The following is a 14,313-nucleotide window of genomic DNA, read 5'->3' as shown; positions in this document are numbered from 1 at the left end:
GCGAGCCCTCCGGCCCAGCCATAACGCAAGTTTACCCTAGCGGAAACCTACCGGCGTGCGCAGGCTGGTTCCCGTAGGCAACATCCCTCACACAGCGACACAAGCGCCAGACGGTGCATCCACTTCAGGCCGGCATGCCGGCCGAGCCCCCCGGGCCATTTCGGGCCGCCGTAATGGCATAGGCCTGGGCCGCGATGGCGGGGGTCTGGTCGCCCGACACCTGCACGGTCGGAACAGCAAATCCGATGCCATTCTCCTCGAACGCCAGCTTGATCAGCAGCAACGCGCGGCGTCGGCCCATGAATTGCGCGTCACCCGGTCGTGTCATCATCTTGGTCTGGATCTGGATGGCGTAATCGCCGAACTGCGTCACACCCTGCATCTTCAACGGTGAAATGATGTCATGCCCGAACTCGGGATCCTGGGTCAGCTCGGTGCCGATCTTCTTGATGATCTTGCGGACCTTGTCGAGATCCGTCCCGTAAGGCACGTTCATGACGATCTTGTCGACCACCCAGTCCCGGCTCTGGTTCTGGACCGCGCCGAGGCTCCCGAACGGGATGGTGTAGAGCGCGCCGCGCTGGTGGCGAAGCTTGACCGAGCGCAGGCTGAACGATTCGACCGTGCCTTTGTAATTGCCGCTCTGGATGTACTCGCCGATCCGGAACGCATCGTCGACGAGGTAGAAGATGCCGCTGATGATGTCCTTCACGAGCGTCTGCGCCCCGAAGCCGATCGCCACGCCGACCACGCCGGCGCTGGCGATGAGGGGCCCGATCTGCACCCCAAGAGCGCCCAGCATCATCATGGCGGCGACGATCACGATGGTGGCCAGGAGGATGTTCGAGACGATCGGCAGCAACGTCTGCAGTCGGGCCGCGTGACCGGCATCCGGACCGGCCGCGGCATGGGGCAGAGGTTGCTTCATCTTCCGGTCGATGCCCGCATGAACCACCGTCCAAAGGAATTCCGCCAGGAGGCCGATGACGGCCACGCTGACGGCACTGCGGACGAGGCGCGTCGCAAGCGTGTCCTGCATGGTCAGCGACGAGATGTCGACGCCGAAGATCCAGGCAAGCAGAAGGGCGGCTGTGATCAGGATCATGCTCCGCATGCCGCGCGCGAACAGGAGGGCCTGGAGCGAGCGGGCTTCCTCCGGTGCCACCTCGGTTCCTGCGGGCCGCAGGATGTGGGCAACCGCGGCCTTGCCGCTGGAAATCACGATCGGCAATCCGGTCGCAAAGGCGATCAGCCAGAATGACGTTTGCGCCTGGATGACCCAGCACAGCCACAGGAGAACACCGACCAGCGAGAGAACGAGGGCCCGCAAGCGATGCCGATGTTTCGCAATGCCCGCGACGCCTGTGGCCGCCGGCTCGGCTGACGGCACGCGCCAGACGGTTTCCCAAAAGATCGCGAGGAGGACGAGACCCAACGCGTCCTGGCTGAGCTCTTCGGCGAGAGGCGACAAGCCAAAATGCGCCAGCAGACCGATCGATTGTGCGCCGAAGGCGAGCACGACCATGAAAACGAGGAAGCGGAGATAGAGGAACCAGGCCGTCTTCGTGGAGACCGGCACCACCCTGAAGCGCTCTGCCCCAGGGGCGAGAAGAAAGCGCCCGGCGACTGTCGTCAACCGCACGATCAGGAACGCAACCAGATAGCCGAGCAGCAGCTGCTTGATGAGTTCGGGCCATTCGAACAGCAGAAAGGCCCCGATGCTGCCGATGGCGTAGGACACCAGGAGTCCCAGCCCATAGAGAGACCGTGCGAAGACGGCCCGTACGCGATCGTCGACCGTGTCGAGCCGGAGCGCCAGAAGCCAGGTCCGGAACGGCCGGCCGACGAGGTGAAACAAAGATTGGGTGCCAAACCCCAGAACCACGAAAGCTAAAAGCGCGAAGCCGGTCGACCAAAGGCCACGTTGCTCCAGGGCGTCGAGCGCCATGGCATGCGCCATTCGGGTTTGCGACGAGAATTCCTGCGACGATCGGAGCAGATCGGACAGATGGGCGCGAAGAGCTTCCAACCGCTGGGCGAGACTCACCGTCATGGTCGGAGGCTCGGACGCGACCGTGGCATGCGACCCGCCGTGATCTCGTGTTTGATCGAGAAAGCTGCGGACGGCCGGATCATTGAGAAGTTCGAGCCATTGCTTGACCTTCGGATCGGCGACGGCAGACACGTTGGAAGGCTCGCTGGCTAAGGCTGCCCCTCCGATGCCGAAAACGGCAAAAAGCACGACTGCCGCCACAAGCTTCGCGAGGCTGCGAAGCGCACCCTCGTGCGAAGCCGGCCGTGACGTTGCAGAAGGCGCCGGTCGGCGCTCGGTCCAGTTTCGATGTCTCATCTCTGTCGCCGCCGCCATTCCCCTCCGAGCCATTGACCAGCAGCTCGACCGCGTGGACTTTCTCGACATCGCCGTCGCAAGCCCTTACCATTGGATTGCGTCGGTGCTTTGTGCCGTCCCCAAAACTCCAACCCTTCGAGATTTCTTTCATGCGCGCCGAAGCGTTGCAATTGGTTGAAGACATCAAGCAGTCCGCGGGACTGCTGAGGAGGCATCTTTGACGTCGATGTCGCGACACGCCGCCTTGCCGAACTGAATGCCAAGTCGGAAGACCCGACGCTGTGGAACAATCCCGAGCTTGCCCAGAAGGTGATGCGCGAGCGCACGGAGCTTGAGGAAAGCCTCGGCGCCGTCAGCCGCATCGAACGCGATCTCGAAGACGCGACGGGGCTGATCGAACTCGCGGAAGCCGAGGGCGACGCAGGCGTCGAGGAGGAGGGCATCGCTTTGCTCAAGGCCGTCAAGGCCGAAGCGGAGCGTATGCAGGTCAGCGCGCTCCTGTCGGGAGAGGCGGACGGCAATGATACCTATCTCGAAGTCCATTCCGGCGCCGGAGGAACCGAGAGCCAGGATTGGGCCCGCATGCTGTTCCGCATGTACAACCGCTGGGCCGAACGCAAGGACTTCAAGGTCGAGATCATCGACGAGACGCCGGGTGACGAAGCCGGCATCAAGTCCGCCACGCTGCTGGTCAAGGGGCACAACGCCTATGGGCTTTTGAAGACCGAGTCCGGCGTTCATCGGCTGGTGCGTATCTCGCCCTTCGATTCCAATGCGCGTCGTCACACGAGCTTCGCTTCGGCCTGGGTGTTTCCTGTGGTCGACGACAAGATCGAAGTGGACGTGAAGGAATCCGACTGCCGCATCGACACGTTCCGGTCGTCGGGTGCGGGTGGTCAGCACATCAACACGACCGATTCAGCCGTGCGCATCACGCATCATCCCTCCGGAATCGTGGTGGCCTGCCAGAGCGAACGTTCGCAGCACAAGAACCGGGCGACGGCCTGGAACATGCTGCGGGCGCGCCTCTACGAGATGGAACTTGAAAAGCGCGAGGCGGCCGCCAATGCCGATGCCGCCTCCAAGACGGATATCGGCTGGGGCCACCAGATCCGCTCCTATGTGCTGCAGCCGTATCAGCTCGTGAAGGATCTTCGCACCGGCATGACATCCGGCACGCCGGCCGAAGTGCTCGACGGCGACATCGATTCTTTTATCCAGGCGTCGCTGGCGCACCGGTTGACGGGGCGAAAGGACGATGTGGAGGATGTCGACTAGGGGCAGGTGTCGGGGACGAAACCGTAAGGGGGCGGCCCGACATCTCTGTCTCGCAGATCCGCCATCCCAGGCCACGGGACATGTGCCCGTGGCCTGGGATGGCGGCCTTTAAACCCAGCCCATCAGTTCGCGTTTGACGATCGCCTCGATCACCGCCATGCCGCCCGCCGAGTCGTTGAGGCAGGGAATGCGAGCGAACTTCTCGCCGCCGCCATGATGGAAATATTCGGCATTCTCGCCGCCGATCTCTTCGATGGTTTCGAGACAATCGGCTGAAAAACCCGGCGTGATGACGGCGAGCCGCTTCACGCCCCGCTTGGCCAGGGCCTTGATGGTCTCATCCGTATAGGGTTGAAGCCATTCGGCACGTCCGAAACGGGACTGGAAGGTCAGCCGGAAGGTGTCGGTGGTCATGCCCATGGCCTCGCGCAACAGCCGCGCCGTCTTGGCACATTGGCAGTGATATGGGTCGCCCTTGAGGAGATAGTCCTTCGGCACCCCATGGAACGATGCGATGACGACCTCCGGTTCGAAATCGAGCGCAGCGAGGCCTTCGCGCAGCGACACCGCCAGCGCGTCGATATAGGCGGGGTCGTCATGATAAGGCGGCGCCACCCGCAAGGCCGGCTGCCAGCGCATGGCCATCAGGGCTTCGAAGACCTTGTCGCAGGCGGTCGCGGTTGTGGCGGCGGCATATTGCGGGTAGAGCGGCACGAGCAGGATGCGGTCGCATCCTTGCGCCTGAAGTCGCTCCAACGCCGACCGGACGGAGGGATTGCCGTAGCGCATGCCCCAATCGACCGCGACGGCGTCCGCCGCCTCGGGGCCGAGGAGCCCGGATCGGACGGCGGACCCAAGCTTGTCCGATTGCGAGCGAGTGATGGTCTTCAGCGGGCTCTCGTTGAGCTCGCGGTTCCAGATCGTTTCGTAATCCTTGCCCTTGCGGCCGGGCCGGGTGGTGAGGATGATGCCGTTGAGGATCACCCACCAGAGCGCCCGCGGGGCCTCGATCACGCGCTTGTCGGAGAGAAACTCGGCGAGATAGCGCCGCATCGACCAATAATCGGTCGCGTCGGGTGTGCCGAGATTGCTGAGGAGAACGCCGATTTTTCGGGGCTTGACGATCGGGTGGCCGCTCGGGAGAGGGCCCGTCGCCATGGCGGCCGTGCGGCGCAGATCGACCTGAACGTTCACGTCGGACACCGCAAGCCGGCGCCTATCCGCCGGATTTCGGCCAGATCAGGCCGACCCGCCACTTCGTCCTGCCAGTCAGCCCTGGGGGCAGCAGGAAACACTGAGAGACACTCGATCATATGGCGCGCTTCATCTCGATGATGGCGTGGCGGGTGGCGGGCTGCCGTAGCCGCAATATGGGGCCGTTCGGCTCTCGCGTCATCTTGGGACTGATCAGCAATCGCCGGGCGCGTCACTGTAGTCGTTCGTGGTCGGTTTCGGGCCACAGCGCGTGAAAATGCTGCACGGGGCCATGGCCGCCACCGACCTTGAGACTGCCGCTGCGCAGAAGAGCCTCGGTGAGATAGTCTTTGGCGGCTTCGATGGCTTCGATCAGGTTCGCGCCCTGGGCCAGGCACGCCGCGATGGCGGCCGACAGGGTGCAACCAGTCCCATGCGTGTTGGGGGTTTCGACCCGCTCGGCCGAAAACACCGTGTGCTCGTGTCCGTCGAACAGGATGTCGGTCGATTCAGGGCCATTGAGATGGCCGCCCTTGATCAGCACGGCAGCGCCACTGTTTTCATGGATGATCTCGGCTAAATTCCTCATGCCGGCTACGTCATGAGGAATGGGCCGCTCGGCAAGGCGCGCCGCTTCCGGCAGGTTGGGCGTCACCAGGGTCGCGAGCGGCAGAAGGTCGCGCCGCAGGGCCTCGACGACATCGGGGGCGCCAAGACTGTCTCCGCTCGTCGCGACGAGTACGGGATCGATGACGATCAGGTTCTGCCCATACGTCTTCAATCGATCGGCCACGACGGAGACGATGGCGCCGGTGGCCAGCATGCCGATCTTCACAGCATCGACCCGGATATCCGCATAGATCGCGTCGATCTGTGCCTTGAGGAATTGCGGCGGGGGAACATGCACGGCGGTGACGCCGCGGGTGTTTTGCGCCGTGAGCGCCGTGAGCGCCGCCATGCCGTAACACCGGAAGGCCGAAAAGGTCTTGAGGTCCGCCTGGATCCCGGCGCCGCCGCTCGGGTCCGATCCCGCGATCGAGAGAAGGTTGGGGGTCATCGCGAGCCTGTGTGAGATCTTTCTGCCATTTGGCCCTCCTAGCATCCCTCGCCGTGGCCGCCCAGGGCCGAGCGCTTCATGTCCCGCGCTCGCGCCACCATAGATACAGGCCGGCCAGCACCACGATGCCGGCACCCGCAAGCGTCGATGGTTTTGGCACGTCGCCGAACACGACAAGGCCGGAAAGAGACGCCCAGATCAGTTGGGTGTAGGTGAAGGGTGCCAGGATCGAGGCCGGTGCCCGTGCATGAGCGAGGATCAGCAGCCAGTGCGCGAAGGCACCCACGACGCCGATGAAGACCATGACGGCCGTCACCTGCAGGCTGTCCGGTGCGACCCAGTGCGTGAGAACGATCGGCGTCAGCAGGATAGCCCCGACCAGCGTCGAATAGATGAGCGTCGTCAGCGCGCGGTCGCGCTGTGCCACGACGCGCGTCAGCATATTGTAGCCTGCCGACACGATCACGTTGGCGACGCAGAGGCCCATCGCGGGATGGAATGTTCCGGTCCAGGGGCGCACCACGACGAGCACGCCCGTGAAGCCCACAAGGATCGCGGCGAACCGCCGCGGGCCCACCCATTCACCCAGGATAGGACCCGCCGCGAGCGCGATGGCGAGCGGCAGTGCAAAAAAGATGGCCGTCGTTTCCGCGAGTTGCAGATAGCGCACGGCGATGAAGCTCAGAATCGTCGAGGTCAGCAGGAACAGGGAGCGCACCAATTGCAGGCCGAGCCGCTCGGGGCGCAGCATGTTGGGGTGCTTGATCGGATTGGCGAGGCAGAGTGCGAAAAGCGTGGCCCCGAGATAGCGCGCCCAAACGATCTGCCAAAGCGGCAGGTGAGGTGCCAGGAATTTCGCCGAAGAATCGGTCGCGGTGTAGCACGCCATGGTGACGCACATGAGCAGGATGGCGATCCGGCGCGAGCGCCGCTCTTCCCCGCTCCGGGCATCGAGCGAGGCGAGCGGAACGGCTTGAGTGGACATCGACCTGTCGGGGCACGAAGCGCGTCAGAGAGCCGCGCGGTCCGCGTGGTTTACGCCCCTAATTCGGGCTTGACCAGCTTTGGAGCCCGCGTTCCATTTTATTCAGGAAAGTGGCGCGTCGTTCTGGCGTGGTGTGGTTCATGTCGTAGCAGGCCAGATAGGTGCAAGGCTTGTTGAGGGGAATATATCCCCGCATGCCCCGCGTCATGAATTTGCGCGGCGGGTCCCCCATCAGGAAGGCCGTCCAGCGCGAGGCCCCGTAGGTGCAGATCGCGCCGTAGCGCTTCACATGGGTCAATTGTGGGGACAGCTTCCCATCCTGGTCGAGCCCGAACCCGATACCCGGAACGAAGACCCGATCGACAAAACCCTTGAGGATCGCCGGGAACCCGAAATTCCACACCGGATGGATGAACAGCAGAGCCTCCGCGTCCTGCAGCCGTCGGACATAGGGTGCAACGTTCCGGACGTTCACGGCCGTGTCGTGGTAGTCGATCCGATCCTGTCGCGACAGGATCGGATCAAAGGCTTCGGCGTAAAGGTTGCAATCGTCGACCACGTGCCCGCCGGCCCGCAAGATCTGCACCGCGCGGCCATGCAGGGCCGACACGAAGCTCGTTTCGACCGGGTGTGCCGCGACGACCAGGACCCTCATGCCAGCGTGGCTGCGAGGCTTGGATAAAGATAGGTCTTGCCGGTCGCGAAATCGAAGGCCGGATCGTCCCAGGCCACCATCTTGCCGGGGTTGAGCAGTCCCTGGGGGTCGGCCTCGCGTTTGAAGGCGAGCTGCAGCGCATCCGTCTGCTTCATGCCGCCCTCTTCCAGGGTGTAGCGGTGCGGGTTGAAGATCGGTGCGCCCATGTCCTCATGGATACGAATGATTTCGTCGAGGCGCGGCTCGGTGGTGAAGCGGACGAGCGGCAGGCCGAAACAGGTGATCTTGCCGTCGAAACGCACGAATTCGAGGTGGCCCATCACCTCGTCACCGAACCGCGCGTGGATCTTCGTCACGAGGTCGAGCTGATGCGGGAACGGGTAGAGCACCTGCAGATAGGTGATGGCCGGATCGACGCGGAGCGCCCGCAATGTCGTGTGGTTCCACGAGAGCTCGTTGTTGACCGGCAGCCCTTCACGATCCTGCTCCGGGATCTGGCTCGCATCGAACAGCACTTCGGCTTTGGAGAAGCGCCGCAGAAAAAGGTTGAAAGCGTCCTTGGCGTGATCGGCCACCATGACCAGGACAATCGATTTGCCGTCGGGCAGAAAACGCTTGTGGCGCAAAAAGTATCGCTGCGGAATGGGTGCGGCGATCGGTGTGATCAGCTTGGTGAGAAGGCCGTCCTGCTCGCCCAGCGCGTTGCCGAACCGCGCCGCCTCGGCGAAGTCGTCGAAACCGACGATGACGTCGACCCAAGGATAGGCGGCGGTCAGGGGCATCTCGACTTCGGTGATGATACCGTTCGTGCCATAGGCATGGGTGACCTTGGCCAAGTCGGCGCCGGTGAGGCGCAGGACCCGCGGCGCGGCTTCCATCGTGACGACTTCGACGCTGAGGATGTTGCCGAGATCGCGCAGGCCGCCCCAGTTGATCGAGCCGATCCCCCCTGAGCCTCCTGCGATGAAGCCGCCGATCGAGGCGGTCGCGTAGGTCGAGGGATGCATGCGCAGCTCCTGGCCCGAATGAGCCCGCGTCGCGGCATCGATGTCGGACAGGATGGCGCCCGGCTCACAGGTGACCCGGCCGGGAGCGATGCGGGTGATGTTGCGCATCTCTGCAAGGTTCAGGATGACGCCGCCCGAAAGCGGCATCGCCTGACCGTAATTGCCGGTGCCCGAGCCGCGCGGCGTGACCGGGACGCCAAGCCTGTGGGCTTCCGCAAGCGTCCGCACCACCTCGTCCCGCGTGCGCGGCGTGACGACGAGGTCGCCGACCACATGCTCCAGCTGTCGCTTGAGGACGGGTGAATACCAGAAGAAGTCGCGACTCTTCTGCTTCACGAGCGCAGCATTGTCTTCCGTCTTGATCCCGTCGAGGGCGGTCTTGAGGGCGGCGATATCGTACCGTGCGGTCATGGGCGCAGACCTACGAGGTGGTCGAGTGCGCTGTAGTCCGGCACGCGCGCCGTCAGCGTTTGGCCCTGCCGGATGACGGAGCGCGGCATGCCGGGCCGGGCCATGAACTCGGACAGGGAACGCGCCGGGAACACGACGAAGTCCGCGGATGCCCCGACCCGCAGGAGGCCCGCGCCATCGAGCCCGAGGGCTTCGGCTGGCGTGCTGAACACGGCGGCGGCCCAATCCCCGAACGGGTGATCGAACTGCGTGATGCGGGTGCCGACGCGCCAGACTTCCGCCATGTCGAGATCCCCATAGGCGTAAAAAGGGTCGCGCGTGTTGTCGCTCGCAATGGTCACAGGCACGCCGGCGGCCTTCAGCTCGTGGAGCGCCGTGATACCGCGCCAGCGCGGGGTGCGGCCGGGGTAGCGATCCTGCAGGTACATGTTGCACATCGGGAGCGACACGATGCCGATGCCGGCCCGGGCCACGAGATCGATGGTGCGTTTCCTTTCCTCCTCCGGCAGCAGCGAGAGCGTGCAGCAATGGCCGGTCAAGATGCGGCCGTTGAACTTGTGGTCGAGGGCCGTCTGGGCGATCACTGCGAGCGTGTTGACGGAGGGATCGTCGGTTTCGTCGACATGGAAGTCGAGCTCCCAGCCCTTGTCGCCGGCCAGCTGGAACAGAGTGTCGAGGCCGGCCTGCAAACCGGGACCCGGAAAGGTCGCGGCGCCGAGGCAGTGGCCGAACTCATAGACCATTTCGGTCACGTCGCGCAGATGTGCCGCGTCGAGCGCGAGGTCGATCGGAAACAGCGGGCTCGCCTGGAGATCGACCCGGTCGCGCCACTCCTCCCGGAGTGCGGCGAAGACCGGCCAGGAGATCCGCGTCTGCCGGTCCTTGCAATCGAGATGGGTGCGGATCGCGCGAGTGCCGTAAGCGTAAGCGGCCTCGATCGCGAAGCGCATGCGGGTCTCGACATCAGGTGCCGACCAGTGCGCCTCACGGTCTCGTGGGACGGCCTCGAGGGCACCCGCGAAAGTGCCGGACGTCGGTGCGCGGGGTGCGATATGGCCTTTGTCGAGATGGGTATGCGCATCGACGAAGGCCGGCACCACGAGGCCCGGCTGGATGAAGGCCGGGATTGCGGCGGGCTCAGTTGAAGCCGGGCTGATCGATTCGATCGTGCCATTGGCGATGATCATGTCCACGTCGACGAGCCCTTCCGGGTTCGGCGCGGCCACCGGTTTTTCAAGAAGGCAACCGGGCACGCGAGCGCCCTTCAGGCTCCAGCGGCGAAGGTGTGGGGGAACCCGGAGCGCGTCCGTCATTCAATCTGCTCCATCAGACGCCGCGTGAGCGGGCGCTGTCGTGCCATCGATACAAGAGCGCATAGCTCAGCATCGCGAAGGCCACATAAATCAGGATGCCGGTCAGTGAAATCAGAGTGAGGGCCGCGAACATCCGCGGGATGTTGAGCCTGAACCCAGCCTCGACGATCCGGAACGCCAATCCCGACCCTTGGCCGGCCGAGCCGGCCGCGATCTCGGCCACGATGGCTCCGATCAGCGCAAGTCCGCCCCCGATTCGAAGGCCCCCGAGGAAGAACGGCAGGGCGGCCGGTAATCGCAACAGGAGGATCTGCCGCCACTTCGGCGCCCTGTAGAGCTCCATCAGTTCGATCAGGTTGTGGTCGGCCGAGGCGAGGCCGAGGGCGGTATTCGACAGGATCGGGAAGAAGGCGACCAGAAAGGCGCAGACCAGCACGGCGGTTCTGGAATCGAGATAGATCAACAGAAGCGGCGCGATGGCGACCACCGGCGTCACCTGCATGACGACCGCGAAGGGGAAGAAAGACCGCTCGATCCATTTCGATTGCGCGAAAACGAGGGCCAGGCCCAGGCTTCCCGCCACCGCGATCAGCAAGGCTTCCACGGTGGTCCACAGCGTCACGATGAGGGAGCCGGACAGGATCGGCCAGTCCTTGACCAGGGTGGCGCCAATCAGGCTCGGGGCGGGCAGGATATAGGGCGGGATGCCACGAAGCCGGACGACCACCTCCCATGCCACCAGAGCCAGGATGAAAATGAGGGCCGGCAGCAGGATCTCGACCACTTTCTGCGGCCATAACCGACGCATGCCACGCGACGGTTGAACCGCGAAGCCTGCAGGCGGCTCGATTGCCGGATCGGCGGGATCGAGCGCACTCACAGCTGATCCTCGTCGGTCATCGCTTCATGCAGGGCCCGGGAGGCGCGCCGGCAGGTCTCGGTATAGACAGGCGTCGACCGGAAATCCTCGGTGCGCTCCAGCGGGGCGTCCACCCCGATTTCGGCAACGGCGCGGCCAGGGCGCGCCGCCATCACGACGATCCGGGTCGAGAGGTAAACGCTCTCGTAGACCGAATGGGTCACGAACACGACTGTGGTGCCGAGTTCGGCCGCCAAGCGGATCAGGTCGTTGTTGAGCTTGAACCGAGTGATCTCGTCGAGGGCGGCGAAAGGCTCGTCCATCAGGAGAAGGGGCGGGCGGAGCACGAGGGCGCGGGCGATCGAAACCCGCATCTTCATGCCGCCCGAGAGTTCGCGCGGGTAGCTCTTCGCAAAGGCACTGAGGCCGACCATGGCCAGCGCCTCGTCGATGCGCGTGCGCGCCTCCACCTTGCCGACGCCGCGGAGCCGTAGCGGAAGCCAGACATTGTTGAACACGCTCGCCCAAGGCATCAGTGTCGGCTCCTGGAACACGAAGCCGATCTCAGGCCGCGTTCCGTGCCACGCGATCTCGCCAGACGACGGCTCGGTCAGCCCGGCCAGCATGCGCAGAGCCGTGGATTTTCCGCATCCCGAGGGGCCGATCAGCGACAGGAATTCCCCGGCTCGCACGTCGAGATCGAGACGGCTGAGCGCGACAGTCCCGTTCGGAAAGGTTTTGGACACGCTGCGCAGGCTGACAAGACGTCGACCGACGTCCGACGCGTCGCCCGTCGGTGAACGTTCCAAGACGGTGGTCATCGTCGAAAATCCCACCGGGTCAGCGGGAGGCGGGACCGGTTCAATCACTTCGGCAGCAGATCCAGGCCAACCTTCTTGTTCACGAACTGCAGCGTGTAGGCTTTCCTGTAGTCGATGCCGGCCGGCAGGGCGCCGGCCTTGGACATCTCGTCGTAGAAGGCCTTTTGGCGGTCGTCCGTCATCGCGCCGATGCCGAGCGTCTTCGTGTCTCCCGAATCGACGATCCCGTAATCTTTCATCTTGGCGATCGCGAAAGCCAGTTGTGCGTCGGTGATGTCCGGATTGTCCTTTTTGATCGCCGCATTGGCCTTGGCATTGTCGTGGTAGAGATAATTGTACCAGCCAATTGCCGAGGCATCGACGAAGCGCTGCACGATATCCGGGTTCTTGGTGACGGTGTCGAGCCGCGCCTCGATGGTGGTCGCGTAGGTCGAGAAACCCTGGTCGGCCAGCAGGAAGATGTTGGGCTTGAATCCACCCTGTTGCTCCACCTCATAAGGCTCTGACGTCACGTAGCCCTGCTGCACGGAGGATTTGTCGGCGATGAAGGGTGCCGTGTTGAACGTATAGGGCTTGACGTCGTTCTCGGAGAAGCCGAAGGCGGACTGCATCCAGAGATAGAACGATGCAAGGCTTTCCTTACCAAGGAAGATCGGCGCGCCCTTCAAGGACGTGAACGTGTCGTGCCCGACGCCCGGATGGGCCATGAGGCACTGCGGATCCTTCTGGAAGAAGGCCGCGACGACCAGTGTCGGCACGTTCTGCTCCACGGCCGAAAAGGCCTGGATCATGTTGCCGCCCATATAGAAATCGATCTTGCCCGTGGGCAAAAGGAGCCCGTTGTTGGCTTGCGGGCCGCCTGGAAGGATTGTGACGTCGAGGCCGTATTTCGCGTAGGTGCCGTCGACAACGGCCTGGTAGAAGCCGCCATGTTCGGCCTCGGCCAGCCAATTCGTCCCGAAGGTCACCTTGTCGAGCGCCAATGCGGCGCCGGTCGGCAGAAGGCCCGCCAGCATCGCTGCGCCAAGCACGATGTTCGTCAGCTGTCTCACGTGATCTTGCCTCCTCGCACGCGCACGCTCCGACATGGCGCGTCGATGAGGTGCGGTCAAGCAAGGTGCATGCCTTGTGGAACTGAATGAAGGCTCGTTCAGCAGAGCTCGGTCGTACCGGCAAACCCTAGACCGCGTGCCGGCACACTTCTCGATGCCGGCACGTGACGTTCGATCTCGGCATGCCTCGTGGGATGGACGGCTTTCAAATGCGCCAGATAGGCAGCCAAAACCGCAGGCTCGGTTTCCGGTACGTCGTGTACGACCGGATTGCTTCCGGCCAGGTAGGCGCTTGCGGGATCCCGCTCGAGTTCCTTGGGAAACAGCGCGACGGCTGTTTCAGGCGGCAGCAAGGCCGTGTGCCCGTCCTGGGCCTGGCCCCTCACAAATGCCCTCACGAGATCATGCCCGAACAGCCGCCCCAAATGCGTGCTGCCGATAGGACGGGGGTTCATCTCGATGAGAAACGCACGGTTCTCCGCATCCACGATGAAGTCGAAGCTGACAAAGCCCGAGCAGCCCAGGGCCGCGACCATTCGCCGTGCCGACTCGGCCATCTCGGCGTGGATCGTGGCGCGAAGGATGGTGCTCGCCCGTTTCTGCGGATGGATCTCCACGGCCTCGAAGCCGATGCAGTCGATCACGTGCCCGTCCCGGCACGCAACGGTCTGCATCGCCAGGCGTCCCGCGACGACGTGCTGCAACAGGACCGGCGTGAGGGCCTGCCGGAACCCGGCAACGCGCATCAACCCTACTTTGGCGGCGGTCTTGAAACGCGCAGACCTGAGAGCCTTTTTGAGGTCTGCCTCGTTTTCCACGCGGAGAACACCTCCTGACCCTGAGGATTGGTCGCGCTTGACCATCAAGGGAAATGGGGGGCGTCCGATGTCACGACTCGAACTGAAAGCGGGTATTCGAACGCCTACTTTTTCAGCAACTCGCATCAGGGCGACACGCTGGCAGGCCGCGGGATAGCCTGCAGGCGCGCCGAACGACTCGATGAGCAGGTTGCGAAGAGGAGCTGGCGTCTGGTGGTCGCCGCCGATCGTTCGCAGCAGAGTCGCTGCGAGATCGTCGAGGGGGATCACCCGATCCGGACACCAGACATCGACCGCGGATTGAAGCGATCTCGACAGGTCGAATGCGGCGGCGATGCCACCCAATCCTCTCTGCAGTGGAAAATGCGCCATGACGCTTCGGACGAGCGTCGCGAAGGCACCCGGTGGAGCCAGAACCGCACAGCGCCCGCCCGCCCGCCTCATGTCGCCGATGAGGCGGTCTGAGCCGACGTCGTTCGTCATCGAGACGAATAGGACGCGAAGGCGGCGCAT

The 14,313-nt window shown here is 64.0% G+C and carries 12 protein-coding genes; 1 reads left to right on the top strand and 11 read right to left on the bottom strand.

Features of this window, described 5'->3' with window-relative positions; translation table 11 throughout:
* Positions 1-124 precede the first annotated feature (124 nt).
* A complete protein-coding gene (locus M8523_RS27160; RefSeq protein ID WP_282588015.1) occupies positions 125-2,185 on the bottom strand; it encodes a mechanosensitive ion channel family protein in 2,061 nt (686 codons plus the stop codon).
* Positions 2,186-2,499: 314 nt separating this feature from the next.
* Between M8523_RS27160 and prfB the strand changes: the two genes are divergently transcribed.
* A protein-coding gene (gene prfB / locus M8523_RS27155) for a peptide chain release factor 2 (protein ID WP_282588014.1) occupies positions 2,500-3,628 on the top strand; the annotation gives its coding sequence in 2 pieces (ribosomal slippage) (positions 2,500-2,568 and positions 2,570-3,628; 1,128 coding nt in all).
* Positions 3,629-3,736: 108 nt separating this feature from the next.
* Here the strand turns inward: prfB and hemH are convergent.
* From hemH to M8523_RS27105, 10 genes are all read right to left on the bottom strand, one after another.
* Complete coding sequence (gene hemH / locus M8523_RS27150) at positions 3,737-4,786, bottom strand: ferrochelatase (protein ID WP_282588022.1); 1,050 nt, start codon at positions 4,784-4,786, stop codon at positions 3,737-3,739.
* Between the two features lie 268 nt (positions 4,787-5,054).
* Entirely contained in the window at positions 5,055-5,879 is an 825-nt protein-coding gene (gene thiD, locus M8523_RS27145) for a bifunctional hydroxymethylpyrimidine kinase/phosphomethylpyrimidine kinase (protein ID WP_282588013.1), read from the bottom strand.
* A 76-nt stretch (positions 5,880-5,955) separates the two neighbouring features.
* Positions 5,956-6,864 (bottom strand): DMT family transporter, encoded by a 909-nt coding sequence (locus M8523_RS27140; RefSeq protein WP_282588012.1) that lies wholly within the window; start codon positions 6,862-6,864, stop codon positions 5,956-5,958.
* Positions 6,865-6,922: 58 nt separating this feature from the next.
* The gene (locus M8523_RS27135) at positions 6,923-7,519 is read right to left on the bottom strand and encodes an NAD(P)H-dependent oxidoreductase (RefSeq protein ID WP_282588011.1); all 597 of its coding nucleotides are present in this window, start codon (positions 7,517-7,519) and stop codon (positions 6,923-6,925) included.
* The gene (locus M8523_RS27130) at positions 7,516-8,937 is read right to left on the bottom strand and encodes an FAD-binding oxidoreductase (protein WP_282588010.1); all 1,422 of its coding nucleotides are present in this window, start codon (positions 8,935-8,937) and stop codon (positions 7,516-7,518) included. The genes M8523_RS27135 and M8523_RS27130 overlap by 4 nt, the downstream gene beginning before the upstream one ends.
* The gene (locus M8523_RS27125) at positions 8,934-10,250 is read right to left on the bottom strand and encodes a cytosine deaminase (RefSeq protein ID WP_282588009.1); all 1,317 of its coding nucleotides are present in this window, start codon (positions 10,248-10,250) and stop codon (positions 8,934-8,936) included. Before M8523_RS27125 ends, M8523_RS27130 begins: the two co-directional genes overlap by 4 nt.
* A gap of 13 nt (positions 10,251-10,263) precedes the next feature.
* On the bottom strand, positions 10,264-11,058 hold the full coding sequence (locus tag M8523_RS27120) for an ABC transporter permease (RefSeq protein ID WP_282588021.1): 795 nt from the start codon (positions 11,056-11,058) through the stop codon (positions 10,264-10,266).
* A 68-nt stretch (positions 11,059-11,126) separates the two neighbouring features.
* Positions 11,127-11,930 (bottom strand): ABC transporter ATP-binding protein, encoded by an 804-nt coding sequence (locus M8523_RS27115; protein ID WP_282588008.1) that lies wholly within the window; start codon positions 11,928-11,930, stop codon positions 11,127-11,129.
* Positions 11,931-11,974: 44 nt separating this feature from the next.
* Positions 11,975-12,946: an ABC transporter substrate-binding protein gene (locus M8523_RS27110; protein WP_282588020.1), complete on the bottom strand. Its 972-nt coding sequence runs from the start codon at positions 12,944-12,946 to the stop codon at positions 11,975-11,977.
* Positions 12,947-13,080: 134 nt separating this feature from the next.
* Positions 13,081-14,313, bottom strand: a complete 1,233-nt coding sequence (locus M8523_RS27105; protein ID WP_282588007.1) for an ATP-grasp domain-containing protein — start codon at positions 14,311-14,313, stop codon at positions 13,081-13,083.

Source organism: Lichenifustis flavocetrariae, from assembly GCF_026130545.1.
Classification (GTDB): Bacteria; Pseudomonadota; Alphaproteobacteria; order Rhizobiales; family Beijerinckiaceae; genus Lichenihabitans; species Lichenihabitans flavocetrariae.
The sequence above is the reverse complement of the archived record's forward strand: the minus strand, read 5'-3'. Positions and strand labels throughout refer to the sequence as shown.

Coding starts and splice junctions, on each gene's coding strand:
- M8523_RS27120 (WP_282588021.1), bottom strand. CDS start 11,058: ATGCGTCGGTTATGGCCGCAGAAAGTGGTCGAGATCCTGCTGCCGGCC.
- thiD (WP_282588013.1), bottom strand. CDS start 5,879: ATGACCCCCAACCTTCTCTCGATCGCGGGATCGGACCCGAGCGGCGGC.
- M8523_RS27130 (WP_282588010.1), bottom strand. CDS start 8,937: ATGACCGCACGGTACGATATCGCCGCCCTCAAGACCGCCCTCGACGGG.
- M8523_RS27110 (WP_282588020.1), bottom strand. CDS start 12,946: ATGCTGGCGGGCCTTCTGCCGACCGGCGCCGCATTGGCGCTCGACAAG.
- M8523_RS27125 (WP_282588009.1), bottom strand. CDS start 10,250: ATGACGGACGCGCTCCGGGTTCCCCCACACCTTCGCCGCTGGAGCCTG.
- M8523_RS27115 (WP_282588008.1), bottom strand. CDS start 11,930: ATGACCACCGTCTTGGAACGTTCACCGACGGGCGACGCGTCGGACGTC.
- hemH (WP_282588022.1), bottom strand. CDS start 4,786: ATGGCGACGGGCCCTCTCCCGAGCGGCCACCCGATCGTCAAGCCCCGA.
- M8523_RS27135 (WP_282588011.1), bottom strand. CDS start 7,519: ATGAGGGTCCTGGTCGTCGCGGCACACCCGGTCGAAACGAGCTTCGTG.
- M8523_RS27140 (WP_282588012.1), bottom strand. CDS start 6,864: ATGTCCACTCAAGCCGTTCCGCTCGCCTCGCTCGATGCCCGGAGCGGG.
- M8523_RS27105 (WP_282588007.1), bottom strand. CDS start 14,313: ATGCGCCGCCTTCGCGTCCTATTCGTCTCGATGACGAACGACGTCGGC.